The sequence below is a fragment of the Streptacidiphilus sp. PB12-B1b genome (assembly GCF_014084125.1).
GTDB lineage: Bacteria > Actinomycetota > Actinomycetes > Streptomycetales > Streptomycetaceae > Streptacidiphilus.
On record NZ_CP048405.1, the window covers coordinates 3,851,467 to 3,876,077 of the forward strand.

The following is a 24,611-nucleotide window of genomic DNA, read 5'->3' on the forward strand; positions in this document are numbered from 1 at the left end:
TCAGTCGCCGCTGTGCGGCGCGGAGTTGTCGGTGGTGGGGATGAGCGCGATCTTGCCGCGGGTGTGGCGCTCCTCGAGCGCGGCGTAGGCGTCGCGGACGCGGTCGAGCGGGTAGGTGGCGGCGATCGGGATGTCGAGCTGCCCTGAGGCGGCCAGGGCGGCCAGCTCGGCGAGCACCTCCCGACTGGAACCCTCCGCGCTACCGGCCGTTCTGGTGCCGTACTGTGCCGCCTTCTCGAAGGAGATGATCGTCTCGATCCGCTCCGGCGGGATGCCCAGGTCGACGGCGAGTTGGACGTACTCGGGCCCGAACAGGTCGATGAAGGCGTCGACCCCCCGGGGTGCGGCTGCCGTGAGGTCTGCGGCGAGACGGTCGCCGTAGGGGACCGGGACGGCGCCGTGGGCGGTCAGCCAGGGGGCGTTGGCCGATGAGGCGATGCCCAGCACGTGCGCACCGCGCAGGGCGAGGAGTTGGACGGCGATGGTGCCCACACCGCCGGTCGCGCCGGAGACGGCGACGGTCTCGCCGGGCTTGGGGGCCACTGCCTCCACCGCCGCCCAGGCGGTGCAGCCGGCGACGTACAGGCTGCCGGCAGCGGTCCAGCTGAGCGCCTGCGGCTTGTGGATCAGCTGGGTCACCGGAACGACGGTGTGGGTGGCGTGGCTGGAGCGCTGCCAGGAGTAGCCCAGCACGTCGTCGCCGATCGTGAAGTCGGTGACGCCCGCTCCGACGGCGGTGACGACACCGGCGAGGTCGCTGCCCTGGCCGGACGGGAAGGTCGCGGGGAACCGGCTGTGCAGGGCGCCGGACCGGATGGAGGCCTCGCCGGGGTTGATCCCCGCGGCCCGCACCTCGACCAGGACTTCTCCGGCGGCCGGCTGGGGCATGGGGATGTCGGCGATGTACAGCACGCTGCGGTCGCCGTACTGGTCGAAGCGGACGGCTTGGGCCTGGTTGCTCATGACAACTCCTCTGGGGACGGCGGAGCGGTTCGTCGTCGGCTGCTTGCAGGGGCCTGACGTGGGGCGCGGCAGTCCGGAGCCGGTGGAGCACGGCCCCGCAGGGCTGGTCCGCCCCGTCCCTCGATGCTATAGCAATAAGTATATTGCTGCTAATGCATATGGGTGTGTCCCGAGGCGGTGTCGGGTCGGCCCGCGGCTGCCGCGAGGAACCCCCATGCGAACGTGTCCGTCACGCTCGCCCCCGGCGGCATCCGCCCCCGGCGGAGGGCTGTCGCGCGCGTTCAGCGAATTCTCTTTGTACAAAGCCTTGGTGACGCTACGTCATATGGTCGGGAAAGAGCCAAAGGATGTCCATCCGCACTCTTTACTCGCGGGATCCGTACTGGTCTGATCTGTACACAGCACGCAATCCGAGCACATCGAGCAATCGGAGGAAGCAATGGACAGCAAGCGTGGTGCACGGGCGGCGACCGCCGTCGGCGTGATCATTGCCGCCGGCATCGCCGGCACCGGCGTGGCCTCGGCGGAGACCGCGCCGGCCGCGACGCACAGAGCCGCTCAGACGCGGATCACCTCGATCGCCCAGCTGAAGGAGGGAATCCAGCAGGCCGTGACCGCGGAGCGGAGCAACGCCGCCCCGCAGTTGGCCACCCACCCCGTGGGCCTGGCATCCGACGTGCTCTCCAACGTCAAGCTCCCGGAATTCAGCACCGGCCCTGTCGGCTACTTCTCCGCCTGACGGACGACGGCACCGGAAGGAGCGGGGAGCCGTGGACAGTGAAGACACAATGACGTGGTGTCCGAGCGGCAGGGCGGACGCGGCGGAGTCCGTTGTCCTGGGAGTGCACGCGACCCCGGGCCAGCTGACCTACCTCGCGGCGCCGATCCCGGCCCGGGACGCGCTGAGCCTGGTACCGGAGGACATCTCTCCCACCCGGGTCCTCAGGTTCGCCTCCCACTGCGTCTCCGGATGCGGGAACCGGGAGGGCAGCCACTGCACGCTGATGGACCGGGTGGCGGCCCTCCCGGCGCAGGCGGACTCCGCGTCCGTGCCCCGCTGCCACCTCAGGCCCAACTGCCAGTGGTGGCGCCAGTCCGGCGTGGAGGCATGCCACCGCTGCCCGCAGGTGGTCACCACGGTCACCGTGGACGACGACCTCGGGAACCTGGTGAGCAACCCCCGCACCACCCCCGAGGAGGTGGCCGTGGCAGTCGGCTCGGCGGCGACCGAGAGCGGTACCGACTGACGCCGTTCCCCTCCGGGACCGGCACCCCAGTAGGAGAACGGCATCGAAAGGCGTCAGCCCGGCACGCTTCTGCGCGCCGGGCTGACGTCGTCGTGCCCCAGTCAGCTCCATTTCCGGTCCGGCGGGCCGCCGCGATCGCATTTCGAGGCGTCCTCGAGAAAATGGCACGGCGGTATACGCCCGGGGCCGGGTTTCAGCTGTCGCCTTCGGCAGGGAACGGCGGATTCCGAATGCGCTGCGGAGACCGGACGGACAGGGCGGGCAATATCCGGGGAATCGTCGCAGAGACGCCGACTCAGGCGATCAGTTCGGGGACGAGGTCGGTGGCCTCGTCGGTCAGGCCGGGGTCGGCCTCCAGGGCCTGGCGTACGTCGGTGCGGGCGTCGGCGGCGCGGCCCAGGGCGAGCAGGGAGGCGGCGCGGCGCAGCTGGGCCGAGGGGTCGCCGGTCTCCTCGATGACGGCGCTGAGCCGGTCGACGGCCTCCTGGAAGCGGCTGCCGTCGTGCAGGGCCACGGCCAGGTTGAAGGCGATGCCCGGTTCGTCACTGAGCTCGGCAGCATGTTCCAGACCGGCGATGGCGGCGGCCAGATCGCCCTGCTCGTAGGCGAGTTCGGCGCGTGCGGCCCAGGCCGCGGCGAACTGCGGGTCGGCGTCGAGCGCGGCCGTGTACGCCGTGTGCGCATCGGCCGGTCGCCCTGCGGCGGCGTGCAGTTGGCCTGACAGGGTCAGCAGGCCGGCGTGGTCGGCGGCTACCGCCAGCCCGGCCCGGACGTCGTCTGCGGCGGCGTCGGTCTCACCGAGATCGGCGTGCAGACTTGCCCGGTTGAGGTAGGCGTCGGCGAACGCCGGGTCGAGCTCGATGACATAGCCGAAGTCGGCGACGGCGCCCTCGACGTCGCCGAGGGCGGATCGTACGTCGGCGCGGTTGTAGTACGCCTCGACGAACGGCGGGGAGAGCCGGATCGCCGCGTCGAAGTCGGTCAGCGCCTCCTCCAACTGCCCGACGCCGCGCAGCGTGACGCCCCGGTCGAAATGGTACTCGGCGTAGTTGGGGTCGGCCGCGATCACCGTCGTGTAGTCCGCGACGGCATCGTCGTAGCGGCGCAGACCGGCGTTGACCTGGGCCCGGTTGTGGCGCAGGACGGAGCGGTGCAGGGCGTGCTCGTGCGGTTCCAGGGAGCTGTCCAGGCTGGTGATGCACTGGTCCAGCAGGGCCAGGGCGGCCTGCGGGCGGCCCTGGTGGGTCTCGATCAGGGCCAGGCCGTTGCGGTTGAAGGCGGTGCGCATGGCCCGCTCCTTCGGGTCCGGCAGCGCCTTGGCGAAGGCGATGGCCTCGTTGATCCAGCCGCGCGCCAGGTGGTGGTCCTTGCGTTCGGCGTCCAGGTGCCGGGTGTAGAGCATGGCGGTGGCGTACGCCGCCTGCAGGTGGATCTCCGGCTCCGTGCTGACCGCCCGCGCGTCGTCCAGCAGCGGCAGCGCCTCGTCGGACAGGCCGAGGGCGGAGAAGGCGATGGCCAGCTTGCTGGTGAAGGTCCACCAGTGGTCCGGGTTCTGGTCGTAGCCGACCAGCGCCCGCCCGCGGACCCCGTAGTCGACGACGGCATGGTAGAAGCCGAAGTCCATGCAGTAGTTGAGGGCGTGGGCGGCCGCGTCGGCGCCCGTACCGGCCGGATCGCTGCCCTGCTCGGCGTGCCAGACGATTGCGCCGAGCCGCAGCGAGGTCTCGTCCAGGGCCTCCAACTCGGCGCGGCGCGCGTCGTGCAGCCGGGCACGCGCACCCGGTTCCAGCGCCTGGTAGGCCGCCAGCGCGCGCGGATTCTCGTGGGTGCCGTCGCTGCTGACGTAGTCCGCCGCGCCGACCCGCTGCGCAAGTCCCTGATCGCCGCCCGGCTCCTCGCCTCGCACGGGGTCCGCCCTACGGACGCAGTACTCGCCCAGGGCCCGGGTCAGCAGCGTGTCCGGGGAGGCCAGCGGGTCTTCCGGCTCGTCCAGACTGTCGCTGTCGGTGGTGACGACGACGACCAGCAGGGCCGGATCGGCGCGCCGCAGCAGGACGGCCAGGAACTCCCGGTCGGTCGGGTCGGCGTGCTGCGCCGCGTCCACGACCAGGGTGCGCGGCCCGTCGCCGAGCGTGGCGGTGTACCGGTTGAGGAACTCGACCAGGCCGTGGGCGATCCGCAGGGTGCGCAGCCGCGCGTAGAAGCGGGTGCGCTCCCTGGGCGCGGCCAGGGAGGTCAGGGTCTCCCGGGAGGCCGGTACGGAGCCCTTCAACTCCGGTGCCACGGTGAGGATTTCGATGTCGTGCCGGGCGACCGCCGCCGGGCAGCGGACCAGTGCGTCGGCGACCAGGGCGCGCAGGAGGCTGCCGGCCGCGGTGTACGGGCCGCGCAGGCGGCGGTCCGCGCTGACGGCGGCGAGCACGGGCGGCAGGGCCAGCCGCTCGTGGGCGGCGGTCCGGGACGCGGCGTCGGGGGCGACGATCCAGTGGTGGCGCTGCTCGGTCGTGCTCATGCTGGGGCGGCCTTTCATCCGAGGACGGTCACAGGGGCAGGGGGACGCGCGCGGCGGCGGTCGCGGACGGCGATGACGCCTGCGGCGAGCAGTTGTCCGACGGTCAGCGCCAGCAGCAGGGTGGAATCGAGCAGCGGCCCGAGCCGGGCGTGTTCGGTGAAGCGGTCGAACACCCCGGCGACGATGCGGTATCCGACCGGGAGGGCCACCTCCGCGAACAGCACGAGGGTGAGGGCGTATCCGGCGACCATCAGCCAGACGTACCAGCGGGCCGCCCGGCGGTCGGAGGGGTGCCAGGCGGACTCGTCCAGCAGCGGGCGCCCGAGCACCCTGCGGACGGCGTTGCGGAGCAGGCCGCCGGCCGTGCCGTGCAGGTCCTGGCAGTGCAGGAAGGTGCACAGCAGGACGTACACGTCGGTGCGCAGGTAGAGGAAGGCCTGCCAGACCAGGCGCAGCAGGGTGGCGTAGGCGAGGGCGAGGCAGAGGCGGCCCGCGAAGGGGAGTGCGCCGTCCGCGCTGCGGGTGGCGTCGGCGGCGAGCGTGAGCAGCGCGGCGACCAGCACGTCGGCGAGCATGCCGGCCAGGATCGGCAGGTAGCGCTTGCGGCGGGGGACGGCGACCAGGCCGTCCAGCGAGGTCTCCAGCACGACGAACATCAGCCGGTGGCTGATCCTCAGCTTGGACGGGATGCCCAGGCGTCGCCCGGCCAGGGCGTGGAAGCCTTCGTGTACCAGCAGGAAGGGGATCTGGCCGAGGTAGAGGGTGAGTTCGATGAGGGAGAAGTACGAGGTGAAGAACAGGTCGCCGGGGCGGGGAGCGAGCTGCGGCACCCGGATGGTCTCCACCGTGCCCAGGACGGCGATCAGCAGGTAGCAGGCCAGGGCCGGTCTGCTGAAGACCGCTTGGCCGAGCCGCTGCCAGCGGACCGGGGCGGCGCTCGCGGCGGGTGCCGGGTCGCTCGCCGCCCGGACGAAGCCCAGATCGTCGAGGGTGGAGAGCAGGTCGAGCATGTCGATGCTCTCGCCGTTGGCGGCCTCGTAGGAGCGGGCGACCTCCCGGGGCGGGACGCCGTCGGCCAGGCTCCGCAGCAACTGCGCGCCGTCGGCGGGAAAGACGGCGTAGGAGTCGGTGTCCAGCCGGCCGACCGTGACCTCGTCGCCTTCCTCCAGGTAGACCAGGGGGTACAGCGGCAGGGGGCGGTCCAGGTCCGGCCCAGCGGCCGCGCCGTCACCAGGGGAAGACATACCGCTCCTCGGTTCGGTTCATCGGTGCTGGGCCGGCCACCGCGCGCTGCGACCGGCCCAGCTGCGCAACTAGGCGACGACGACGGGACAGCCGCAGACGTACAGCGGACGGACCGTGCTGGTCAGGCGGACAGGGCCTGCCTTGCGGACGACGACCTTCTTCATGGTGTGCACCCCCTTCCGGAAGCTCGGCTTTGACGAGATGTGCGGAAAGTGGAGTCCCCGGGAATATTTCAGCGTATTTCCCGGCGGCGCCACGCATATAGTCGGAGAGATTTCGCGGCCATGTCAATGGGTGGAACCGGATCGGTTTTCCCGGACGAGGAGCGGCGATTGGGGCGGGGTTACCCGGGCATGCCGAAAGCATTACTCACCGCCGGTGATTACCACTCGCAGGGCAGGGGAAAGCCCGCACCCAGTAATTCAACAATGAACAAAATCTGGGTCGGGCTTTTCCCCGGGCCGATAACCGGGCACAATCCCGTGACCGCGCGCAGAAGCGCGGGTGCGTTCCCGGAATCGCATCGCCCACGCGATGGAATGCCCCGCATGCCGAGGCGGCCGACTGTTCCGGCCGGCCCGGGCGCGGGTGAATCGCTCCGCCCGGCCGACATGAAAGCGGCCGAACTCAGCGGGGCACGGAGGAGTCGGCTACCGGCGGAGCGCCGCTGTGCGCGCCGACGCCGCAGTCCCCCCGTGAGTGCGCGTTCTTGCTACCGGTCCCCGGGTCCGAGCCGGGCCCGCCCTGCAGGTGCGTGTGCCGGTGCTGTGGTGCAGATGGTGCTGCTGCTCTTCAATGTCGGACAGGGTTGTAGATTTCCATGCCGCGCCGGGGCCGTCAACCACTCGGTGGCCACAACTTCTGCCAGGTGCAGGTCAGTTCGGGGTCAGGCTGTCGGCCGCCACGGCGGGCGTGCCGCTCACCGCGTCCGTGGGCTGCTGTCGGGCGTGCAGCGAGCGGGCGAGGCGGTGTCCGAGGCGGGCGCGCAGCCGACGCAGAACGGTGGCGGACTCCGCCGCTCGGTTCAGCCGGTAGTACAGCCGTGGCGGGAGGTACGGCAGCAGCGGGGAGTGGCGCTGGCCGAGCAGCGCGAAGAGTTGATCGGGCGTCAGCCGGGCGTAGCGGTGGATGTTCTCGTACCAGCGGGCGCTGTAGCGGGCCGCGCTCTGCGTGGAGAGGATGGCGTACCGGCGTCCGCGCTCGTAGGCGGCCAGAGCGGCGCTCAACTCCGTTTGCTCGCAGAGTGCTTCGGCGAGCCCGATGGCGTCCTCCAGGGCCAGGACGGTTCCGGCGCCGATGGAGTAGTGCGTGGTGTGGGCCGCGTCCCCGAGCAGGACCACATTGCCGTGGTGCCAGCTCCGGTTGGTCAGCGTCCGGAAGCTCAGCCACTGCGCGCCGGTACCGGTGGCCTGCCGGAGCAGCGGGTGACCGTCGAGTTGGGCGGCGAAGAGTCGCTCCAGCAGAGCGGTGCCCTCCTCGTCGCCGAGCCGGTCCAGGCCGAGCCCGGACCAGGTCTCGGGGGAGCACTCGACGATGCAGGTGCTCGTCTCGCCGCTGAAGGCGTAGCCGTAGAACCAGATCCAGCCGTGCGGGGTCTCCACGAAGGAGAAGGTGAAGGAGTCGAAGACCTTGCTCGTGCCCAACCAGACGTACCGGTTCCGGCCTTCGGTCACAGCAGTGCCGAAGTGCTCCGCGTACAGCTGGCGGATCCGGCTGTTGACGCCGTCGCCGGCGACGACGAGATCGGCCTCGGGCAGTTGGTCCAGGCTGTCCACCCCGCGCTGGAACTCGACGCGGACGCCCAGTTCGGCGGCGCGTGCGGAGAGGATCTCCAGCAGCCGGTGCCGTCCGATGCCGAACGCCTCGTCCGAGCGGTGCGTGGTCGTCCCGCCGCGGATGTGGGCCACGCCCTCGTCCCAGCGCACCGAGGCGCCGCGGATCGCCTCGGCGCTCGGCGGGTCGTTCTGGCGCAGGCGGGCGAGCAGGGTGCCCCAGTACGTCACCCCCCAGCCGTAGGTGGAGCCGTGGGCCTCGCGCTCCAGGACGGTGATGTCGCAGTCCGGGTGCCGCTGCTTCATCACGATCGAGAAGTAGAGGCCGGCCGGGCCGCCGCCAACGCACACGATCCGCATGGAAATCCCCACCGAGACAGTGAAATTCACTCCAGGTAACAGGGAGTCGACGCACAGTGGCAGCACGGCGCGCGGAGTCGGAGCGAGGTTGCCCCGGACGGCGGTACGGGTGCGGACGGTCGGTTGCGGCGGCGGTGCCTCGTCGGCTGGGCCGGAGCCGCCGGCGCCGGACGCCGGGGTGAGCCGCTGTCGAGCCGTGATCCGCCACGGGCTAGGTTGTTGACCGAGAACTCCGACCATGGACCAGCCACACCCACCAGGAGCCGCACGGTGCCGCATCTTGCCTCGACCATCCGTGCTGCCCGGCGGAACGCGGCTACGGCGCTCCACTCCCGCCGCTCGGTCGTCGCCGTGGTCGCGGCTGCGCTGGCCCTGGGGTTGTCCGGATGCAACGGCTACCAGGCGACCTCCCCGGCCACGGCCAGGAAGCAGACTCCGGCCACGGGCGCCGCGGCGGCGTTCGCGCAGGGCCCGAACGGCCCGGTCGACTGCCGCAGGGCGAAGTGCGTGGCGATCACCTTCGACACCGGGCCGAGCATCCGCACGCCGCAGATCCTGAGCATCCTGCGGACCTACCACGTGCACGCCACCTTCTTCACCATCGGCCAGAACGTCATGAAGTACCCGGCGACGGCCAAGGCCATGGCCGCGCAGGGCAACGAGATGGAGACGCTCACCTGGGACCACCAGATCCTGACCAGCATCAGCAAGGACGACGTCCGCAAGGAGATCGTCCAGGGACGGGCCGCCGTGAAGCAGGTGACCGGCGAGGTGCCCGGGCTGCTGCGCCCGCCGCAGGGCCGCACCAGCGACGCGATCACCGCGGTCTGCCGCGATCTCGGCATGGCGGAGGTCGAATGGACGGCCACCGCCTCGGACTTCGAGACGACCGACCCGGCGCTGATCACCCAGCGGATCCTCGGCCAGACCAAACCCGACGGGATCATCCTGCTGCACGACCACGTCGACCCCACCAACCACGGCTACAACGGCACTGTGGCCGCGCTCCCGGGCATCATCTCCGCGCTCCAGGCCAAGGGCTACACCTTCGTCACCGTCTCCCAGCTGCTCGCGCCCGGAAAGCCGCAGCCCGGGCTGGTGTACAAGTAGCCCTAGGCCGGGGGCCCGTGCCGTTGCGGGCGGCTACGACGGCGAACGGGGTGAGAAGCGGGGGCGGGCCGCGCCGGGATTGGTCTAGACGATAGTGGTCTAGACCCCTTGACGGCGACTGCGGGGTCAAGTTCACTGAGCCGCACAGCCTCACGGTGTCCCTGCCATGGCACCCCACGGGTTCCCCCACATCCCGTCGAGAAGGAAGCACCCCCATGCCTCCACTCCCCACCCGCACGCGGTTATGGTTCGCCGCGATGGCCACGGCCGCCGTCGCCGTCTGCACCCTGCTGCTCGGGTCGCCCGCCTCCGCCCATGTCACGGCCGCCCGGCAGGCCGAGGCGGCGAGTTCGCTGCCCGCCTGTCCGTTCTGGGCGTCCGGGATCACTCCGCCGCCCCGCACCACCACGCCCTGGGTGCCACCGCTGCAGACCGCCTCCGCCGTGAACTTCTCCACCCGGCCGGCCGCTCCCACGATCACCGGTTCGCTGGTGAACGGACAGGTCACCGTCACCGTGAGCCCGGTGCCCAACGCCGTTGCCTACAAGGTGTGGCGCGACGGAGTGGACATCGGCTACATCAGCTACTGGGGTCAGACCGGCCCGCTGACCGTCACCGACACCGCACCCTGCCAGGGCGCGTCCTATGACGTCGTGGCCATGTACGACACCAGCAACTCGGACGCCTCGCTCGGCCAACTCTCCGTGCCCTACTGGCTCGGCGCGGACGGGACGCTCGCGCCCGGTGCGGGCGACGTCGCGGTCGGAACCCAGATCCCGATGATGGTCACCTCGTACGACAACACCGGCCAGACGGCCTCCGGTTACAACGCCCAGCTCGGCGTCTGCGCCACCGACCCGCGGGTGATTCCGTGGGGCACGTACTTCACCATTCCGGGGTACGGCACCTGCTACGCGGGCGACCTCGGCACCTGGATCCAGAACGACACCGTCGACGTCTGGCTGCCCGACGCGCAGGCGAACAACTGGGGCGTGCAGGACAAGACGGTCACGGTGATCGCCAACCCCTACGCGGGTGGAGCCGCACCGACCCCCTCGGCATCGGCCTCCTCCAGCCCGACGCCCACGCCGACGCCCACGCCCACTCCGACGGTCACGCCCACCCCGACTCCGACCGTGACACCGTCCCCCTCGGCCAGTGCCTCCGCCTCGCCCACGACCGGCGGGACCTGCGCAGCGGCCTGGAGCGCGTCCACCACCTACGCGCGGGGCGCCGTCGTCTCCTACAGCGGCGCGAACTACACCGCGACCTTCGGGTCGACCGGCGCCGTCCCGGGCGCCCCGACCTCCTGGGCCGTGTGGACCGCCGACGGAGCCTGCGGCTGAGCCTGCGGCTGGAACGGCAGCGGTCCCGGGCTGCCTCGGTCCTTCGGGATCAACGGGATGCAGGCGGGGTGCTCGACTGCGTGTGCGTCAGCGCGCGGTCGAGCACCCCGCCGCGTCCGGGCCGGGCCGCCGCTGCGCGGTCAGACGCCGTTGACGATCGCCATCAGCGCCGCGGCGAAGGGGGCAGGGTCCACGTCGCCGCGGACGGCCAGTTGCTGGTTGTAGCCGCCACTGATGGCCACGAACGCTTCGGCGATCTCCTCGGCCCGCCCACGCCGACGGTCGGGCACCAAGGCGGCGATTGCGGCCCGCATGGCGGAGAGCTGCTGCCGCACGACCGCAGCCAGCGACGGCGACACCGCGGCCTCGGCATAGATCTGGGCCACCAGCCGGGCATGGTCCGTCTCGCGCGCCAGAGCGCGTACCCGCTCGAGGAAGCCCTCGACGGCCTCGGCCGTGAGCGCCTTCGGCAGCGCCTCGCTGCCCTGCTCGCAGACGGCGACGACGATCTCGTCCTTGCTGGTGAAGTACCGGTAGATGGCTCCGTTGGAGAGCCCGGACTCGGTGACGATGTCGGCCATGGACGTGCGGGCGAAGCCGTGGCTGGCGAACCTGGCACGGGCGGCGTCCACGATCTGCTGGCGGCGAGCGTCAAGGTGCGCCTGACTGACCCTGGGCATAAAAAGAGCGACCCCTCGTTTTACTTGCTACAGTGGGTGATCTTACCGCACGACCACCTTTCAGGAGCTGCCATGCGCTACCTCACCTTCGGCCGTCTGACCGGACTGCGCGTGTCGCAGTACGCCCTGGGCACAGCGAACTTCGGGACGTCGGCCGCCAGCGCCGGACCCGAGGGCGCGCGGCAGATCTTCGACGCCTTCGTCGCCGCAGGCGGCACCACGTTCGACACGTCCAACCTCTACCAGGACGGACAGGCCGAAACCGTGCTCGGTGGGCTGCTCGGCAGCCGGCGCGACGACTTCGTGGTGATCACCAAGTACAGCGGGACGCGGCAGAGCCGGCCCCGACCGGGAACGACCGGCAACAGCCGCAAGACCATGGTCCGCTCCCTGGAGGCCAGTCTGCGCCGCCTGGACACCGACTACGTCGACGTCTTCATGCCGCACTTCCCCGACGGAACCACCCCTCTCGAGGAGATCCTGGCCGGGTTCGACGACCTGATCCGCTCCGGGAAGATCCTGCACGGCGCGCTCTCCAACTTCCCCGCGTGGCGGGTCGCCGGTGCCGCTGTGCGGGCCGACCTGCGCGGCCTGGCCCCGCTGGTCGGCATCCAGACCGAGTACAGCCTGGCCGAACGGTCCGCCGAGCGGGAGCTGCTGCCGATGGCCCAGGCCCACGGGCTGGGCGCGCTCCTGTACTCCCCGCTGGCCGGAGGGCTGCTCACCGGCAAGTACCGGCTGGGCGAGCAGGGCCGGTTGAGTGCGCGCGGCGACGCCGTCGAGGGCACCGCTCAGCGCAGCGCCGTCGTCGACGCCGTCCTGGCCGTCGCCGAGGAGGCGGGCGCCAGCCCGACCCGGGTCTCCCTCGCCTGGCTGCTGCGCCGGGCCGCGCTGGCCCGCACCGCCCTGGTCCCGATCGTCGGCCCCCGCTCGCTGACCCAGCTGGAGGAGTACCTCGGCTCCCTCCACCTCGAACTGAGCGATGAGCACCACCACCGCCTGGACCAGGTCAGCGCCGTGCGCATGGGGACACCGCACGAGGACGTCACGGCCGCGCTGGGCCACGGCATCGACGGCGACCGCACGCTCCTCGAAGCTCCGGCCGTCCCCGTCATCTGAAACACCGTCATCCGGTCATCGCACGGCCCGTGGCTCGGTCAGCCCACCGGCGGCGGCTGCAACCGCTTCGTGACCGAATTCATGGCGGTTTCACAGGCGTGCTCGCCACGATCGAGCGGTGGACCACCAAGGGCCGTCAGCGCCACGCGCGTCCGGCCCGCACCTCCCGCAGCGGTCATGTCCCCTTGCCCGCCGTCCCGCCGGCGCATTCGGTTCTCCCCGGAGGCAGTTCGCCTTGTCTGCGATCGTCGAGGATTCCCTACGGGATTCCTCCGGTACCCCCCGCCCGGACGGCCGCAGGTGGCGTCCGGCCTGGCGCTTCTGGCGCTCCCCGGCCGGGCAGCCCGGCTGGGCCAGGCCGGCGCTGCTGGCCGTCGCCGTGGTGGCAGCGGTGCTGTACACCTGGAACATCACCTCCTCCGGCTACGCGTACTTCTACTCCGACGCGGTCAAGAGCATGTCGGTCAGCTGGAAGGCGCTGCTGTTCGGGGCGTTGGACCCGGGCGCGACCATCACGCCGGACAAGATCGCCGGATCCTTCGTGCCGCAGGCGCTGTCCGCCCGGATCTTCGGGTTCCACGCCTGGGCGGTGACGCTGCCGCAGTGCGTCGAGGGCGTGATCAGCGTCCTGGTGATGTACCGGGTGGTCCGCCGCTGGTCCGGCCCCCGGGCCGGTCTGGCCGCCGCGGGGCTGTTCACCTTCACCCCGGTGGCCGCCTCGATGTTCGGGCACTCCATGGAGGACGGCTTCCTCGTCTTCTGCCTGGTCATGGCGGCCGACTGCTACCAGCGGGCGGTCCTTGACGCACGGCTGCGCTCCCTGCTGCTCGCCGGTGTGTGGGTGGGCATCGGCTTCCAGGCCAAGATGCTGCAGGCGTGGATGATCCTTCCCGCCCTCGCCGTCGGCTACGCGGTGGCCGCGCCGGTGCGGCTGCCGCGCAGGCTCGGGCACCTGCTGGCGGCCGGGGCGGTGTGCGCGGCGGTGTCGCTGTCCTGGGTGGCCCTGATGACCGTGGTACCGGCCCGGGACCGCCCGTACGTGGACGGCAGCACCAACAACAGCGCGGTGGCCATGGTCTTCGGCTACAACGGGCTGGAGCGCTTCGGCATCCACGTACCGGGGGCCGTCGCCGGGATGGGCGGCGGTGCGCCGGGCGGCGGCAGCGGCGCGGGGGCCGGTCTGCGCGGCTCCTCCGGTGCGGGCGGCTTCCCCGGCGGGGGGACGAGCGGCGCTCAGGCAGGCGGCTCCGGCGGCTTCCCGGGGGCCGGGTCGGCTGCGGGTGCCGGAGGCGCAGCCGGTTCCGCGCCGGGCGGCGGTACCGCTTCGGGCGGGCCGGGCGGAGCGTCCGGCCAGGCCGGGACGCCCGGATCGGCGGGTACGGGCGGCGCCGGTGTGCCGAGCGGCGGTGTGCCGGGCGGCTCCGGGGCCGGGGGCACCTTTCCCGGGGGCCGGGCGCTGCCGGGCGGCGGGCACGGCGGCGGCTTCGGCGGCATGAGCGGCTCGGGCTGGCTGAAGCTGTTCCAGGGTCGGTTCGCACCACAGATCGGCTGGATGTACCCGTTCGCGCTGGTCGGACTGGGCTTCGGCCTGTGGTGGCGGCGCAGGGCCGGGCGCACCGACCGGCTGCGCGGCGGCTACCTGATGTGGGGGACGTGGCTGGTCACCGTCGGCCTGGTGTTCAGCAGGATGAGTTCGATCCCGCACACCGCCTACATGGCGACGCTCGCGCCTCCGCTGGCGGCGCTGGCCGGGGCCGGCGGCGTGCTGATGTGGGACGCCTACCGCAAGGGCGCCCGCAGCGGCTGGGCGCTGCCGGTCGCGGTCGCCGCCGAGACGGCGTGGAGCTGGTACCTCAGTTCCGCGGAGACCGGTTTCCTGCCCTGGCTGCGCTGGCTGGCCCTGGCCGCCGGACTGGTCGGGCTGGCCGCCCTGGTGTGGCGCAGGGCCCCGCGCCGGGCACGCTCCCGGGTCCTGGCCGTCGGCGCCGCCGCCGCCCTGGTCGGCGCGGTGCTGACCCCGGTCGCCTGGTCGGCCTCGGTGCTCGACCCCGAGTACTCCGGCAGTGCCTTCGACGCCGGCGCCGGGCCCTCGGCCAGGGGCACCATCGGAACGCCCGGCGGTACGGTCACCACCCGGCTCACCGCCGACCAGCGCAAGCTCTACGACTACGTCAAGGCCCGGCAGAAGGGCGCGCGGTACGTCCTGGCGACGGACGGCTGGAACGCGGCGTCCCCGTACATCCTGGCCACCGGCGACACGATCATGCCTATGGGCGGCTTCAGCGGCTCCATCCCGCAGCCCTCGCTGACCGCCTTCGAGTCCCTGGTCCGGCACGGGCAGCTGCGGTACGTGCTGATCTCCGGCGGCGCGCGGGGCGGCTTCCCCGGCGCGGGCGGGGGAGGGGGCACCGGTTCCGTCACCGCCATCGACAGCTGGGTGCGGAGCCACTGCACCGAGACGCCCTCCACCAGCTACGGGGTCAGCGCCGCCTCCGCCACGGCGTCAGCCTCGATGGGCTTCTTCCGGTCCGCCGGAGGCGAGGGCACCGGCACCCTGTACGCGTGCGGTTCCCCGGCCTGACGTCGGCGGAGGCGTCGGCAGGGGCGTCGGGGCATGCGTCGGCGGGCGGGGCTGTGGTGCGCCCCGCCCGCCGATCGCTTCTCCTCCTGCCGTGGGCAGGTACTACCAAGCTGGTCGGGCCGGTCAGGCCGGGGTGATCCGGCCGCGCCAGCTGCCCTCGGCCATGCCCTTGTCCTCGATGAAGGACTTGAAGCGCTTCATGTCGCCCTTGACCCGACGGTCGACGACGCCGAGCATGTCGCCGGCCTTCTCGACCATGCCCTCCGGCTCGAAGTCCATCGTCAGGTTGACCTTGGTGTGCCCGTCGTCGAGGCGCTGGAAGGTGACCAGCCCGCGCTGGCTGGCCTCGCCGCCGACGGTGCGCCAGGCGATGCGCTCGTCGGGCAGCTGGTCGATGATCTCGGTGTCGAACTCCCGCGACGCGCCGGCGACCTTGGTGCGCCAGTGGCTGTGGCGGTCGTCGATCTGGACGATCTCCTCGACCCCCTCCATGAACCGGGGGAACTCCTCGAACAGGGTCCACTGGTTGTAGGCGGTGTGGACCGGCACCGCGACCTCGACGGATTCCTTCACTGTGCTCACGGTCGGCTCCTGTCTGTTGTCGTGCGGCGAATGGGTCTCTCTGCGCCTGCCCGGCAACAGCGGTGTCATCCGGCACAGACGCAGGGGCGGGATTTCCTGCGCCAGGGCGGGCCGGGGCGGGCCGGGGCGGGCCGCGGCGACGCAGCACCGGCCCCGGCCGTGCCGTCAGCGGAGTCCGCGGCGCACCAGCACGAAGGCGATCGCGGCCGCCACCAGCGCCGCGGCGATCGCCGGGCCGGGGTTGCGGCGTACGGCGCCGGCGGCGGCCTCGGTGGCGTCGGTGACCGGCTCCGGGGTGCGGGCCCATACCTTGGCGGCTGCCGCGGCGCCGCTGTCGGTGATGCTGGAGGCGACCGCGGCGGCCTTCTCGCGCGCGGGCTCGGACGCCCGCACCGTGTCCCGGGCGCGCTGGGCCATGTCGGCCGCGGCCTGCTGGGCCTGGTTCTTCGCGTCGGCGGCCGCCTCCTGAGCCTGGGCCCCGAGCTCGGCGGCCCGGTCCTTGGCGCGGCGCTTCACGTCGGCCTTGGACGCCAGCTGGTCGACCGTGCGTCCCAGCTCGCCGCGGGTCTCCTCCACGGCCTCACGCAGTTCCTCGGGGGAGGGGCTGCCGGTCTCGGCCTTCGGGTCGTTGCTCATCGCTTCGCGTTCTCCTTGATGGTGGTGACGTCGGCCTTCAGGCCGGTGAGGGCCTGCTCGGGCACGGGCGGCGAGGCCCGGTCCACTTCCTTCTTCCCGGCCGCCGCCAGCGCGGCGGCGACCAGCAGCAGGACGCCGGCGACGATGAGCGCCGACGCCCACCACGGCAGTACCAGCGCCAGGGCGATGACGGCGGCGGTGACCAGGGTCGCCAGGCCCAGGAAGGCCAGCAGTCCCGCGGCGCCGAACAGGCCGCCGCCGATACCGAACCGCTTGCCCTTCTCCTTCATCTCGGCCTGCGCCAGCTGCATTTCCTCGCGTACCAGTTGCGAGAGCTGCTGGGTGACGCGGGAGACCAGCTCCCCTGCCGAGGGGTCGTCGGTCCGTGGGGCCGCCGTGTGCTCCAGGTGTTCCATGTGCCGGTCACTGATCCTTCCGTGTCCCAGGAAGGGCGACTACCCGCCTGCCGGGGCCTCACTCGGCCGCCCGCCGACGATCCGCGCCCGTCAGCGCGGACGCTCAGTGCAGGATGCTGACCGCGCGGGCGATCACCAGCAGGGAGGTGAGCAGGGCGGCGATGCTCTGGACGCCCATCATGAGCTTGACCCGGGCGGACAGCGGCATGGTGTCGGTGGGGCTGAACGCGGTCGAGTTGGTCACCGAGACGTACAGGTAGTCGGTGAGGGTGGGCACCCAGTCGGTGGTGATGCTGGAGCCGTCGGCGACTTCCTGCACGGTGTCGTGGTTCTCGTCCTGGGAGAAGCGGAAGTCCGCCAGCGGGAGTTCCTCGCGCGGCACCTGGGTGCGGCTGACGGGGCCGCCGCGGTCCAGCTCCCAGTAGGCCAGGCCGAAGACGATGATGTTGGTGAGCCAGACCTGCAGGGCGGCCACCAGCAGCGAGTCGCCGTTCTGCACGCCGGCCGAGACCAGGTCGTGGACGAGGATGCCCAGCGCGACCAGGTTGCTGGCCGCGATCACCGCCACCAGCGCCAGCGAGAGCACCCGGGAGATCCTGGTCTGCCGGGTCATCCGCCGGGGGTTGACCACCACCAGCGGGACCAGCAGCAGCAGCTCCAGGGCGGGCAGGACGTAACGCGGTGCGAACAGCAGGTTCTGCGGCAGCAGCACGTACAGCGCCATGGCCGCCAGCGTGGCGGCCACCGCGGGCAGCCGGGCCTCGCCGCGCCGTTCGTGGCGCGGATGCCTGGTCCGTGCTTCCTCGCGCGGGTGACCCATGTCGTGCTTCTTCCTGTCGGCCGCCGGTGATCATCCTGTCGAACTCCGGGGAGTCCGTGATCTCCTCCTTGGCACGACCGGTATCGCTGTTGTGAAGATCCTCCTGTCCTGCTCCGGGCGACTCATGCGTGATCGGGCGAGGCCGCCGCGGCCCGGGACCGCGCCCGGGCCACCGGCAGCCGGGCGTCAGGTGAGCCGACCTGCCGCCGCCGGCCGGGGAAGCGCCGTCGCCGGCACCGGGGCGGTGACCTGCGTCCGCGTGAACATCCCGACCACCGCAGCGGCGGTGGACATCACCATGGCCTGCTCGGACGGCGACCAGTGCAGCCCGAAGCCCACCCCCAGAGCCACCATCGCCTGCACCAGCCCCAGGACCGCCGCGGCGATCCCGTCGTGCGTGCTCAACGCCATGCCCAGACCGGCGAGCGCGGCGGCGACGGCATTGACCACCGCCTGCTGATCGCCCGAGGCGTGGAACACCACCGCGCTCCCGACCTTTACTATGATCGCCAGCAGCGACAGCCACAGCACGGGCTCACGACCGAAGACCTTCACGGCAATTCCTTTCCCAGACAGGCTTCCTGGCGACGATCTGCCCCGGAACGCCATGACCATCCCTCACCGTGCCGGGGATTCCGGGACCGCCGTCCGGGGCGGTCCGACGTACGGGTCCCGCAGCGGAACACCGCTACAGTGGTCCAGACATGTCGGCGGCGCCACGAAGGAGATCTGGCCGGGAATGGACGCGGTGAGTGCCGTGTGGTCGAGGTGATGACGCGACAGGGCGGAGAACGCCAGGTCCAGGACATGGGCCATGGCGATCATTTGTGCCTCGCGTTCGCCGACGACGCCGAGCAGCGCCGGGTGGTGACCGCCTACCTGGCGGCGGGCCTCCAGCGCGGCGAGCGGGTGCTGTACTTCGCCGACCTGAACGAGCCGGGGCAGGTGCTGGGCTGGCTGGAGGCGGCCGGGGCCGACCCGGGCGCGGCGCTGGGGCGCGGACAGCTGACGGTGACCACCGCCGACGACAGCTATCTGGCGGCCGGCTCCTTCGACGCCGACACCATGGTCGCCACCCTGCAGCAGGAGGTCCACGACGCCCTGGCGGCCGGCTGGAACGGCCTGCGGGTCAGCGGTGAGATGGGCTGGGCGCTGCGCGGGGTGCCCGGAGCGGAGCAGCTGGGCGCGTACGAGACCAAGGTGAACGCGGTCTTCGCCGGACGCCCGGCCCTGGCGATCTGCCAGTACGACGCCCGCCGCTTCGGCACCGCGCAGCTGCACGAGTTCGACCGCCGCCACCCCGGCGCGGTGGAGCTGGACGCGCTGTACAGCGATGCCGCGCTGCGGCTGGTGCCGGCCTTCCGGGCCGGTCAGCGGGCACTGCGGGTGGTGGGCACGGTGGACTACCGCACCACCGAGGCCTTGGCCGGGGTGCTGGAGACGGTACTGGGCTGGCCCGGGGACGTCTGGGTGGACATGAGCGCCCTGGAGTTCATCGACCTGGCCGGGATGCGGGCGCTGGCCCGCGCCGCCGAGCGGCTTCCGGCCGGGCGGCGGATGCACGTGGTGGAGCTGGCGCCGATGCTGTGCCAGGTGGTCAGCGTGATCGGCTGGGACGAGCACCCCTCGCTGACCGTCAGCGCGGGGGAGGGGCCCGCATGACCGGCACGACGACCGGGCGCCCCGCGCGCGCGGTGCGCGGCGGTGCGGTGCCGGGCCGGGCGCGCCGGGGACGGGTCCACCGGGGCCTGGTGCACCAGGGCCTGGTCTACGGGGACGACGAGGCGTTCCTGGACGCCACGGTGCCGTTCTGCCTCGACGGCCTGGAGCAGGGCGACGCGGTCCTGGCGGTGACGACCGACGCCAACATCGGCCTGCTGCGCCGGGCGCTGAAGGACGCCGCCGAGGACATCGAGTTCGTCGACGCCGACCAGTGGTACCGGGCGCCGGGCCGCACGCTGGGCGCCTACCACCGCTATGTCGACCGGCACGCCGCCGGTGACCGGCCCCGCCGGACGCGGGTGATCGGCGAGCCGGTGTGGCACGGCCGCGACGCGCTGGAACGGGCCGAGTGGGCCCGCTACGAGTCGGTGATCAACGTCGCCTTCGCCGACTGCCCCGCGTGGATCATCTGCCCCTACGACACCCGGGTGCTGCCGGATGAGGTGGTGGCCGGCGCCCGGCGCACCCATCCGCAGCTGGTGACAGGCCCGGCCCCACACGCCAGCGACCGCTATGCCGCGCCCGACGCGGCAGCCGGCCCCTGGACGCGCGGGCTCGCCCCGGCGCCCGCCGACGGCGGCGGGGCCGCGCTCCGCTTCGGCGCCGAGCTGGCCCCGGTACGGGCCTTCGTGGCCCGTGAGGCCGCGTCCCTGGGCCTGCCCGGCAGCGGCGTGCGGCGGCTGGTCTTTGCCGTCAACGAGGTCGCCACCAACGCCGTCCAGCACGGCGCCGGCGGACGGGTGGCCGTGCGCCGCAGCGGGCGCCGCATCGTCTGCGACGTCACCAACCCCGGCGGCGGCGACGTCGACTGGTACCTGGGCTACCTGCCGCCCGGCCCGGAGCAGCAGCGCGGCCACGGCCTGTGGACGGTGCGCCAGCTGTGCGACCTGGTCGAGGTGGTCGCCGACCGGGGCACGACCACCGTGCGCGTGCAGCTCAGCCTGCCCTGACCGCGCCCGCCCCGCACTGCGCACCGGCGCCGTCGTCGGCAGGCAGGCCGGGCCGGGCCGGGTCGGACCGGTGGTCAGAGCCGGGCGATCAGCAGGGAGATGTCGTCGTGCTGGCCGGTCGGGTCGGCCATGGCCCGGAGCAGGCTGTCGGCCAGCTGCTCCGGGGGCTGACCGCGCAGCTCCCGTACGGCGTCCACTAGCCGGGCCAGGCCGACGTCGATGTCCTCGGCCCGGCGTTCGATCAGCCCGTCGGTGTAGAGCACCAGCGTGTCGCCGGTGCGGAAGTCCGTGCTGGCCTGGGGGCGGGGGACGTGCTCCGGGCGCGCGCCGAGCGGGGGATCGGTGGCCCGGTCCAGCAGCTCGTACGTCCCGTCCGGGTGCATCAGGACCGGCGGCGGATGGCCGGCGTTGCTGTACGTCAGCAGCCTGCTGACCGGGAAGATCCGGCAGGCGAAGGTGGTGGTGGCCATCGCGCCCTCCAGCGAGCGGGCGTACAGCCCCAGCGTCTCCAGGGCCCCGCTGGGACTGTCGGCGACCCGGATCGCCGCACTGAGCGCGCTGCGCAGCATGCCCATGACGCTGGCCGCGGCCACCCCGTGGCCCACTACGTCGCCCACGGTCAGGCCGAGCTGGCCGTCGTGCAGGTCCACCACGTCGTACCAGTCGCCGCAGGCGTTCATCCCCTGCAGCGCCGGGCGGTAGCGCACCGCGATCTCCGGGTGCGCCTCCAGGTCCGGGGCGGACAGCATGGTGCGTTGCAGGGCCAGCGCGACGCCGCTGGTCCAGGCGGCCGACTCCTCCAGCCTGGCGTGCGCCTCCTGGAGTTCCCGGACGCGCATGTAGACCTGCGAGCGCAGCCCCGGCGCCGCCCGGCCGTCCGAGCCGGGCGCCTTGTCCTGCTGCTGCTCCGCCCGGACGAACTCGGTCACGTCGTCGATGCGGTGGATGATCAGCTCGACCTTTCCGGAGCTGTCCGCCAGCGGCTCGTTCACCACGTTCCACCAGCGCGGCTCCAGCTGTTCTCCGGCCTTCCCGGGGATGGCGAAGCGGAGCAGGACCAGCACGTCCGGCAGGCCGGTGGCGAGCACCGTTTCCAGCGAGCGGCGGTGGACCTCGGCGCCGCTCGGTTCCGGGGCGCCCGGCTCGGGCGGGAAGGCGTCGAAGAAGCCGCGCCCGGTCAGTTCACCGGCGGTGCGGCCGGTGGCCCGGGCGTAGGCGTCGTTCAGCGCGACGATGCGCAGCTCCCGGTCCAGCACCACGCACGCGGCCGGTACGGCGCGGAACAGCGCGGCGAAGTCCAGCGGGGCTCCCGCGCGGTCTGCCGCCATGCCGTCCTCCAAGGCGCCCCGCGCCCGGGGCGAGACCCTCCCGCTCCGCAGCCCCGCGCGGCCGTGCCTGTCCAGTCAATTCTCTCCGGCCCGGCTCAGCCCCGCAGCCACACGGGCCGTTCACCCGGACGGCCCGCACCGCCCGCGCGGCGGGGCGGGGCGGATGCGCGGTCCGGCGGCCGCGGCGGCGTCCGGGGAGTCAGGAGCGGGGCGGCAGGCGGTGCAGGAGGACGTCGGTGAGTCGGCCTTCGGCCACGCGCGCGGTCAGGTAGGTGGCGAACGGCTGGCGGCGGCGGTCGGTCGGTGAACCGGGGTTGAGCAGCCGCAGGCCGCCGGGGGCCTGACTGTCCCAGGGGATGTGGCTGTGCCCGAAGACCAGGACGTCGACGTCGGGGAACTGCGCCGCGCAGCGCCGCTCGCGGCCCTGGGCGGGGCCGGTCTCGTGCACCACGCCGAAGCGCAGGCCTTGGAGCTCGACCCGCGCCACCAGGGGCAGGCGCTCCCGCAGCGCCGGCCCGTCGTTGTTGCCGTGGACCGCGACCAGCCGCCTGGACCTGGCCTGGAGCAGGTCCAGGGTGGCGGTGTCGGTCCAGTCGCCGGCGTGGAGGACGACGTCGGCCTCGTCCACCGCGTCGAGCAGCGGACGGGGCAGGTGCCGGGCGCGGGTCGGCACGTGTGTGTCCGAGGTCAGCAGAAGGCGCACGTGAGTCTCCCGAGGATGAGCGGCCGTGACCGTGCCGGACAGTCGGCCTGCTACGACTATCCCCGGTCAGGGGCGGGTCGGCGGCTCCAGACCGGCTGCGGCCCGGTACGCGCCGGGGGTCTGGCCCATGGTGCGGGCGAAGGTGTCGATGAAGGCGCTGGCAGTGGCCCAGCCGCAGCGTTGCCCGGTCGCGGTGACGCTCGCTCCCTCGGCCAGCTGGATCATGGCGTGGAAGACCCGGGTGTTGGTGCGCCACTGGGGGTAGCTCATCCCGAACTCGGTCCGGAAGAGCCGGGTGAGGGTGCGCTCGCCGACCCCGACGCTGCGCGCCAGCCAGGCCATGGTCCGGGCCCGGCTCAGGTCGTCGGCGACCAGCCGGCAGGCGTGGGCCAGCCGCGGGTCGCGCGCCACCGGCAGCGTCAGGGGCTGGACGTGCGCGCGCCGCAGCCGATCGCCCAGCACCGCCCGCAGCCGCTGCGACTCGGGCGCCGGGAGGCCGGGCTCGGTGGAGGCGATGAGCAGCTCGCGGAGCAGGCCGTCGACGGCCACGATGGTCGGCGCGGCGACCGGCAGCGGCGGCTCGCCCGCCGGAAACCCGAGGGTGTGCACCGAGCAGTGCCCGTAGACCCGGTGCTCGTGCCAGGTGTCCGCGGGGATCCACACCGCCCGGTCGGCGCAGGCGACCCAGGCCCCGCCCTCGGTCTGGACGGCGAGGACGCCCCGGCTGACGTACACCAGCTGGTGGTAGTCGTGCCGGTGGCGGTCGATGACCTCGCCGGGGGCATGATCGTGGGCGTTGGTGGGTGCGAGCGGTCCAAGGCTGTTCTGCGACACAATCAGGCAGAATATGGGAAGTGCGGCGGTCGGCGCCCATGACAGCGTGGCGCCATGAACACAGCACCCGGGGCCCAGGCCCGTCCACGGCACGGCCGCCACCGCCGGCGGCCGACGCCCCCCGCCCTGCCCGTGGCCGGCCCCGGGGCCGAGCGGTGACGACGACCGAGCAGCCCGCGCCCCCGCAGCCGGGCCTCGCGGGCCGGCTGCGCCGCGCCGCCGTGGACGTACGCCCGCTCGCCGTCCCCGAGTTCCGGCGGGTCGTGCTCGGGCAGGGCGCGTCGCTGGTGGGGACGATGGTGACCGAGGTCGCCGTCCCGGTGCAGATCTACGCCATGTCGCACTCGTCGCTGTACGTGGGCCTGGCCGGGCTCGCCGGGTTCGTGCCCATCGTCGTCTTCGGGCTGTACGGCGGGGCCGTCGCCGACGCCGTCGACCGCCGGCAGCTGTGCCTGTGGTCGTCCCTGGTGACCTGGGCGGTGACCCTGGCCCTCCTGGCCCGGACCCTGTGGGACGTCGGATCGGTGCCGCTGGTCCTGGTCCTGGTCGCCGTCCAGGGAGCCGGCTTCGCCGTGTCCTCCTCGACCCGCGGCGCCATCATCCCGCGCATCGTGCCGCCCGACCTGGTCCCGGCCGCCAACACACTGAGCTTCACCGTCGGCAACGTCAGCCAGATCCTCGGCCCGCTCGCCGCCGGCGCCCTCGTCGCCCTGCCGCACGGCTTCGCCTACGCCTACGGCGTCGACGCCCTGCTGTTCACCCTGTCGCTGTACTCCACCTACCGGCTCCCCTCCATCAGACCGACGGGGACGCCAGCCGGTTCGGGCGCGCGCGCCGTCCTCGACGGCCTGCGCTTCATCAGCGGCAGCCCGGTGCTGCTGATGTCGTTCGCGGTGGACATCGCCGCCATGGTGCTGGCCATGCCCAACGCCCTGTTCCCCGAGGCAGCCGCGGCGCGGTTCCACGGCGGGGTCGGCCTGCTGTACTCGTCGGTCGCCATCGGCTCGGTGCTGGCCGGGCTGTGCAGCGGGTGGATCGGACGCGTGCGGCGCCAGGGCAGGGCGCTCACCTTCGCCGTGCTGGGCTGGGCGGTCGCCATCGCGCTGGCCGGTCTGGCCCGCACCCTGTGGCTCGCCGTCCTGCTGCTCGCCCTGGCCGGCGCGGCGGACCTGGTCAGCGCCGTCTACCGGCAGACGATCCTGCAGACCCACGCCCCGGACGAGATGCGGGGACGGATGCAGGGCGTCTTCACCGTCGTCGTCTCCGGCGGCCCCCGGCTGGGGGACCTCCGCGCCGGAGCCATGGCGGCCACCACCACGCTCACCCTCGCCTGGTCCGGCAGCGCCCTGCTCTGCCTGGTACTGGTCCTGGCCGCAGCCCTCGCCGTCCGGCCCTTCTGGCACTACCGCACTGATCGGTGAGGCGGGACGTCCGGGGCCGCCGTCAGGCCGACGGGCCGCCGTCGGAGAACGTCAGACCCCCGGCCGCCAGGGCGCGCCGCGCCGGGGCGGGCCGGTCGGACGGATCCGGCGGCGGGGCCTGGAACAGCGCTCGGTCCACCGGCGGTACCAGGGGCCTGTCCGTGGCGGCGACCGGGGCCGCGGGCTCGGAGAAGGACGGAAGTCCCAAGGGACGTCGATCAGTCATGGCGGACCTGTTCCCCCGCAGCGCCCCAGCCATGCCTG

23 protein-coding genes are annotated in these 24,611 nt (G+C 72.8%); 9 read left to right on the plus strand and 14 right to left on the minus strand.

The genetic code is table 11. From position 1 onward, the window contains the following. Positions 1 to 963: an NADP-dependent oxidoreductase gene (locus tag GXW83_RS17140; protein WP_182443925.1), complete on the minus strand. Its 963-nt coding sequence runs from the start codon at positions 961 to 963 to the stop codon at positions 1 to 3. A 439-nt stretch (positions 964 to 1,402) separates the two neighbouring features. On the opposite strand from GXW83_RS17140, the gene GXW83_RS17145 reads away from it, so the two are divergent. Together GXW83_RS17145 and GXW83_RS17150 are read left to right on the plus strand one after the other, a co-directional pair. Next, positions 1,403 to 1,702 (plus strand): hypothetical protein, encoded by a 300-nt coding sequence (locus tag GXW83_RS17145; protein WP_182443926.1) that lies wholly within the window; start codon positions 1,403 to 1,405, stop codon positions 1,700 to 1,702. 31 nt (positions 1,703 to 1,733) lie between these two features. Further along, positions 1,734 to 2,210, plus strand: a complete 477-nt coding sequence (locus GXW83_RS17150) for a hypothetical protein (RefSeq protein WP_182443927.1) — start codon at positions 1,734 to 1,736, stop codon at positions 2,208 to 2,210. Positions 2,211 to 2,505: 295 nt separating this feature from the next. Here GXW83_RS17150 and GXW83_RS17155 read toward each other — a convergent pair whose 3' ends face one another. The 3 genes from GXW83_RS17155 to GXW83_RS17165 all read right to left on the minus strand — a co-directional run bounded on the left by GXW83_RS17155 (position 2,506) and on the right by GXW83_RS17165 (position 8,099). Next, positions 2,506 to 4,722 (minus strand): tetratricopeptide repeat protein, encoded by a 2,217-nt coding sequence (locus GXW83_RS17155; RefSeq protein ID WP_182443928.1) that lies wholly within the window; start codon positions 4,720 to 4,722, stop codon positions 2,506 to 2,508. A 14-nt stretch (positions 4,723 to 4,736) separates the two neighbouring features. Continuing rightward, on the minus strand, positions 4,737 to 5,966 hold the full coding sequence (locus GXW83_RS17160; protein WP_182443929.1) for a hypothetical protein: 1,230 nt from the start codon (positions 5,964 to 5,966) through the stop codon (positions 4,737 to 4,739). A gap of 876 nt (positions 5,967 to 6,842) precedes the next feature. Beyond that, positions 6,843 to 8,099, minus strand: a complete 1,257-nt coding sequence (locus tag GXW83_RS17165; RefSeq protein WP_182443930.1) for an FAD-dependent monooxygenase — start codon at positions 8,097 to 8,099, stop codon at positions 6,843 to 6,845. A gap of 270 nt (positions 8,100 to 8,369) precedes the next feature. Between GXW83_RS17165 and GXW83_RS17170 the strand changes: the two genes are divergently transcribed. Then, positions 8,370 to 9,209 carry a polysaccharide deacetylase family protein gene (locus tag GXW83_RS17170; protein ID WP_225447053.1) on the plus strand — a complete coding sequence of 280 codons (840 nt, stop codon included), beginning with the start codon at positions 8,370 to 8,372 and terminating at the stop codon, positions 9,207 to 9,209. Between the two features lie 257 nt (positions 9,210 to 9,466). After that, entirely contained in the window at positions 9,467 to 10,555 is a 1,089-nt protein-coding gene (locus tag GXW83_RS17175) for a 3D domain-containing protein (protein WP_182443931.1), read from the plus strand. Between the two features lie 140 nt (positions 10,556 to 10,695). On the opposite strand, the gene GXW83_RS17180 is transcribed toward GXW83_RS17175, so the two are convergent. Beyond that, positions 10,696 to 11,235: a TetR/AcrR family transcriptional regulator gene (locus GXW83_RS17180; RefSeq protein ID WP_182443932.1), complete on the minus strand. Its 540-nt coding sequence runs from the start codon at positions 11,233 to 11,235 to the stop codon at positions 10,696 to 10,698. A gap of 72 nt (positions 11,236 to 11,307) precedes the next feature. Here GXW83_RS17180 and GXW83_RS17185 point away from each other — a divergent pair, with 72 nt between their 5' ends. Both GXW83_RS17185 and GXW83_RS35070 read left to right on the plus strand, forming a co-directional pair. Further along, complete coding sequence (locus tag GXW83_RS17185; protein WP_182443933.1) at positions 11,308 to 12,354, plus strand: aldo/keto reductase; 1,047 nt, start codon at positions 11,308 to 11,310, stop codon at positions 12,352 to 12,354. Positions 12,355 to 12,589: 235 nt separating this feature from the next. Next, complete coding sequence (locus GXW83_RS35070; RefSeq protein ID WP_304940960.1) at positions 12,590 to 14,935, plus strand: glycosyltransferase family 39 protein; 2,346 nt, start codon at positions 12,590 to 12,592, stop codon at positions 14,933 to 14,935. Positions 14,936 to 15,058: 123 nt separating this feature from the next. Here the strand turns inward: GXW83_RS35070 and GXW83_RS17195 are convergent, their stop codons facing one another. From GXW83_RS17195 to GXW83_RS17215, 5 genes are all read right to left on the minus strand, one after another. Next, complete coding sequence (locus GXW83_RS17195; protein WP_182443934.1) at positions 15,059 to 15,517, minus strand: SRPBCC family protein; 459 nt, start codon at positions 15,515 to 15,517, stop codon at positions 15,059 to 15,061. 165 nt (positions 15,518 to 15,682) lie between these two features. Then, positions 15,683 to 16,153, minus strand: a complete 471-nt coding sequence (locus tag GXW83_RS34125) for a DUF3618 domain-containing protein (RefSeq protein ID WP_225447054.1) — start codon at positions 16,151 to 16,153, stop codon at positions 15,683 to 15,685. Then, entirely contained in the window at positions 16,150 to 16,569 is a 420-nt protein-coding gene (locus GXW83_RS17205; protein ID WP_182443935.1) for a phage holin family protein, read from the minus strand. Before GXW83_RS17205 ends, GXW83_RS34125 begins: the two co-directional genes overlap by 4 nt. A gap of 103 nt (positions 16,570 to 16,672) precedes the next feature. Then, positions 16,673 to 17,389, minus strand: a complete 717-nt coding sequence (locus GXW83_RS17210; protein WP_182443936.1) for a DUF1345 domain-containing protein — start codon at positions 17,387 to 17,389, stop codon at positions 16,673 to 16,675. Positions 17,390 to 17,575: 186 nt separating this feature from the next. Further along, entirely contained in the window at positions 17,576 to 17,944 is a 369-nt protein-coding gene (locus tag GXW83_RS17215; RefSeq protein WP_182443937.1) for a hypothetical protein, read from the minus strand. A 216-nt stretch (positions 17,945 to 18,160) separates the two neighbouring features. Here GXW83_RS17215 and GXW83_RS17220 point away from each other — a divergent pair, with 216 nt between their 5' ends. Both GXW83_RS17220 and GXW83_RS17225 read left to right on the plus strand, forming a co-directional pair. After that, positions 18,161 to 19,051, plus strand: coding sequence for an MEDS domain-containing protein (locus GXW83_RS17220; protein WP_182443938.1), 891 nt, complete (start codon positions 18,161 to 18,163; stop codon positions 19,049 to 19,051). Beyond that, positions 19,048 to 20,061 carry a sensor histidine kinase gene (locus GXW83_RS17225; RefSeq protein WP_182443939.1) on the plus strand — a complete coding sequence of 338 codons (1,014 nt, stop codon included), beginning with the start codon at positions 19,048 to 19,050 and terminating at the stop codon, positions 20,059 to 20,061. Before GXW83_RS17220 ends, GXW83_RS17225 begins: the two co-directional genes overlap by 4 nt. A 74-nt stretch (positions 20,062 to 20,135) precedes the next feature. Here GXW83_RS17225 and GXW83_RS17230 read toward each other — a convergent pair whose 3' ends face one another. The 3 genes from GXW83_RS17230 to GXW83_RS17240 all read right to left on the minus strand — a co-directional run bounded on the left by GXW83_RS17230 (position 20,136) and on the right by GXW83_RS17240 (position 22,926). Next, the gene (locus GXW83_RS17230) at positions 20,136 to 21,389 is read right to left on the minus strand and encodes a PP2C family protein-serine/threonine phosphatase (RefSeq protein ID WP_182443940.1); all 1,254 of its coding nucleotides are present in this window, start codon (positions 21,387 to 21,389) and stop codon (positions 20,136 to 20,138) included. A gap of 199 nt (positions 21,390 to 21,588) precedes the next feature. After that, complete coding sequence (locus GXW83_RS17235) at positions 21,589 to 22,092, minus strand: metallophosphoesterase (protein WP_182443941.1); 504 nt, start codon at positions 22,090 to 22,092, stop codon at positions 21,589 to 21,591. A gap of 66 nt (positions 22,093 to 22,158) precedes the next feature. After that, a complete protein-coding gene (locus GXW83_RS17240) occupies positions 22,159 to 22,926 on the minus strand; it encodes a helix-turn-helix transcriptional regulator (protein ID WP_182443942.1) in 768 nt (255 codons plus the stop codon). Between the two features lie 155 nt (positions 22,927 to 23,081). On the opposite strand from GXW83_RS17240, the gene GXW83_RS17245 reads away from it, so the two are divergent. After that, entirely contained in the window at positions 23,082 to 24,347 is a 1,266-nt protein-coding gene (locus GXW83_RS17245; protein WP_225447055.1) for an MFS transporter, read from the plus strand. Positions 24,348 to 24,369: 22 nt separating this feature from the next. Here the strand turns inward: GXW83_RS17245 and GXW83_RS17250 are convergent, their stop codons facing one another. Further along, complete coding sequence (locus tag GXW83_RS17250) at positions 24,370 to 24,573, minus strand: hypothetical protein (protein ID WP_182443944.1); 204 nt, start codon at positions 24,571 to 24,573, stop codon at positions 24,370 to 24,372. Positions 24,574 to 24,611 lie beyond the last annotated feature (38 nt).

What these genes read in the sequence shown, in the direction of transcription:
- GXW83_RS17180 (WP_182443932.1), bottom strand. Translation starts at nt 11,235, where the DNA reads ATGCCCAGGGTCAGTCAGGCGCACCTTGACGCTCGCCGCCAGCAGATC.
- GXW83_RS17145 (WP_182443926.1), top strand. Translation starts at nt 1,403, where the DNA reads ATGGACAGCAAGCGTGGTGCACGGGCGGCGACCGCCGTCGGCGTGATC.
- GXW83_RS17140 (WP_182443925.1), bottom strand. Translation starts at nt 963, where the DNA reads ATGAGCAACCAGGCCCAAGCCGTCCGCTTCGACCAGTACGGCGACCGC.
- GXW83_RS17205 (WP_182443935.1), bottom strand. Translation starts at nt 16,569, where the DNA reads ATGGAACACCTGGAGCACACGGCGGCCCCACGGACCGACGACCCCTCG.
- GXW83_RS17220 (WP_182443938.1), top strand. Translation starts at nt 18,161, where the DNA reads ATGACGCGACAGGGCGGAGAACGCCAGGTCCAGGACATGGGCCATGGC.
- GXW83_RS17225 (WP_182443939.1), top strand. Translation starts at nt 19,048, where the DNA reads ATGACCGGCACGACGACCGGGCGCCCCGCGCGCGCGGTGCGCGGCGGT.
- GXW83_RS17155 (WP_182443928.1), bottom strand. Translation starts at nt 4,722, where the DNA reads ATGAGCACGACCGAGCAGCGCCACCACTGGATCGTCGCCCCCGACGCC.
- GXW83_RS17160 (WP_182443929.1), bottom strand. Translation starts at nt 5,966, where the DNA reads ATGTCTTCCCCTGGTGACGGCGCGGCCGCTGGGCCGGACCTGGACCGC.
- GXW83_RS17175 (WP_182443931.1), top strand. Translation starts at nt 9,467, where the DNA reads ATGGCCACGGCCGCCGTCGCCGTCTGCACCCTGCTGCTCGGGTCGCCC.
- GXW83_RS17230 (WP_182443940.1), bottom strand. Translation starts at nt 21,389, where the DNA reads ATGGCGGCAGACCGCGCGGGAGCCCCGCTGGACTTCGCCGCGCTGTTC.
- GXW83_RS34125 (WP_225447054.1), bottom strand. Translation starts at nt 16,153, where the DNA reads ATGAGCAACGACCCGAAGGCCGAGACCGGCAGCCCCTCCCCCGAGGAA.
- GXW83_RS17165 (WP_182443930.1), bottom strand. Translation starts at nt 8,099, where the DNA reads ATGCGGATCGTGTGCGTTGGCGGCGGCCCGGCCGGCCTCTACTTCTCG.
- GXW83_RS17250 (WP_182443944.1), bottom strand. Translation starts at nt 24,573, where the DNA reads ATGACTGATCGACGTCCCTTGGGACTTCCGTCCTTCTCCGAGCCCGCG.
- GXW83_RS17185 (WP_182443933.1), top strand. Translation starts at nt 11,308, where the DNA reads ATGCGCTACCTCACCTTCGGCCGTCTGACCGGACTGCGCGTGTCGCAG.
- GXW83_RS17210 (WP_182443936.1), bottom strand. Translation starts at nt 17,389, where the DNA reads ATGGGTCACCCGCGCGAGGAAGCACGGACCAGGCATCCGCGCCACGAA.